Genomic DNA, 2170 nt, shown 5'->3' on the forward strand with positions numbered 1-2170 from the left:
CGCCGCGTCAGCCGTCCCAGCCGCCGGGGAGGTCGCGGACCACCCGCCAGCGCGGGTCGAGCTGCGTCGCCGCCCCTCCGTTCCACGCGCGGCTGTGGAACCACGGCGCGATCACGTCGGCGCCGCCGTGCACGTGGTCGCCGAGATGCGCGCCCCAGTACGAGAAGGTCGAGTTCGTCAGCACCAGGCGGCGGGACGCGGCCAGCAGGGCGAGCTGCTGCGGCACCGGCGTCCCCGCCCCCGGGAAGCGCACCTCGAGGCCCTCGAGGACGCGGGCCAGCTTCACCCGGCACCAGTCGAGGTCGTCCGACACGATCAGGACGCTGCGCACGGGCTCCCGCTCGCGGGCCAGGGCGAGCGCCGCGTCGACGTACTCGACCACGTCGAAGGAGTAACGGCCGCGGAAGGCCGGGACGCTGTAGTAGTCGCCGCGCCGGATGTTCACGGTGAGGTCCGCCTCCGGTCGCGCCGCCGCCACCAGAGCGGTGAAGGGGCCGCCGGGCGGGAGCAGCATCGTCGCGACGAAGTCCGCCAGCTCATCCGTCGTGAACTCCACGCCGAGCTCCTGGTGGACGCTCCCGAGCTCGCGGGGGCTGAAGAACGACATCTCCGCCGGGGGCACCACGAGCTCCTCCAGGACCCGCGGGAAGACCTCCGCCCACTCCGCGGTCCTCCGCGTCGCGCGCACCGCGGTCGGCACCCCGCGGCTCCGACGGGCGTGGGCCTGCAGCCAGAAGTAGGCGAGGTTCCCGACCCCGAACGACTCGCCGGGCAGCAGCACCGTCGTGCCCCGTCGGCGGAGGGGCGCCAGCAGCGCCGAGCGGACGTCGCCGAGCGTCACCACCGGGGGCCTCCCCCGCTCAGGAGAGCTCTCCGAGCGCCACGAGCTGGGCGAAGCCGGGGTGCGCGGCCCGCACCTCCTCGAAGGTGCCGGCCCCCTCGATCCGGCCGCCGTCGAGGAAGAGCAGCCGATCGGCGCCGCGCACGGTCGAGAGCCGGTGGGCGACCACGAGGACGGTCATGCTGCCGTGCAGCTCGGCGACGGCCCGCGAGATCTCGTGCTCCGTGCGGTTGTCGAGCGCCGACGTCGCCTCGTCGAGGACGAGGACGGAGGGGCGCCGGTACAGCGCCCGGGCGAGGCCGAGCCGCTGGCGCTGGCCGCCGGAGAGGCGGACGCCGCGCTCGCCCACGCGGGTGTCCAGACCCTGCGGCAGCCCGCCGACGAACTCCTTGAGCTGCGCCGTCCGCAGCACCTCGCGCACGCGCTCGTGGTCGACCTCGGCCGCCGGCACCCCGAAGGCGACGTTCGCGGCGACGGTCGCGTCCAGGAGGAACACGTCCTGCGGCACCACGCCGAGCCCCGCGTACCAGGCCGCCGGGTCCTCGTCGATCGGCCGCCCGCCGCAGAGGATCCGGCCGCTCGTGGGCGGGAGCAGGCCGAGGACCAGGTCGAGGAGGGTGCTCTTGCCGGCGCCGCTGGATCCGACGAAGGCGGTCGTGGCGTTCCGCTGGATCACCAGCGAGACGTCCCGCACCACGTCCACGTCGGAGTCGGCGTAGCGGTACGTGACGTGCTCGAGCGCGATGTCGCCGGAGTAGCGGCCGCCCGGCCCGGGCGTCTCGTCGTGCGCCCCCTCGGAGGCGAGCTCCTCGGCCGCCTCGGAGACGATCCGCAGCCCCGCCTGCCCGCTGCGCACGATCGCGAAGGTGGCCGAGACGCGGTTGAGCGTCGGCAGGGCGCGGAGGGAGGCGGCCGCGAAGACGCCCAGGACGGAGAGCGCCTCGGCGCCGGAGCCGGTGGCGACCAGGATCCCCGAGACGCCCACGACGGCGACGACGAAGCCGATCTCGAGCAGGTACTTCGGCAGCTCCGAGACGAGCGAGAGGGAGCGCAGAGCCTGGGCGCTGCGGCGCTTGGCCCCGCTGAAGCCGGCGACCAGGCTCGCCGCGCTCGAGGTCAGGCGCGCCTCGCGGAACCCGTCGAGCGAGGGGAGCAGGAACTGCCACGACTCCAGCGCGGCCTCCGCCATCTCCTCGCCGATCCGGCCCTGCCGCCGCCGCAGGAGCGCCTGGACGCCGCCGAGCAGCACCGCGAAGAAGACGGCCGCGAACAGAGTCGCGACCGGCGAGGCGACCAGCAGGATCGCGACGATCGCGACGAGCACCAGCA

At 74.9% G+C, this 2170-nt stretch carries 2 protein-coding genes; both read right to left on the reverse strand.

All coding sequences use genetic code 11. The annotated features are described in order from the left end of the window. Positions 1-7: 7 nt before the first annotated feature. Positions 8-844: an alpha-1,2-fucosyltransferase gene (locus C5C27_RS17320; protein WP_104238352.1), complete on the reverse strand. Its 837-nt coding sequence runs from the start codon at positions 842-844 to the stop codon at positions 8-10. Positions 845-860: 16 nt separating this feature from the next. Next, the coding region (locus C5C27_RS17325) for an ABC transporter ATP-binding protein (protein ID WP_146079757.1) at positions 861-2170 on the reverse strand (1310 nt) is incomplete at its 5' end.

This window comes from Rathayibacter sp. AY2B7 (assembly GCF_002931635.1).
Taxonomy (GTDB): domain Bacteria; phylum Actinomycetota; class Actinomycetes; order Actinomycetales; family Microbacteriaceae; genus Rathayibacter.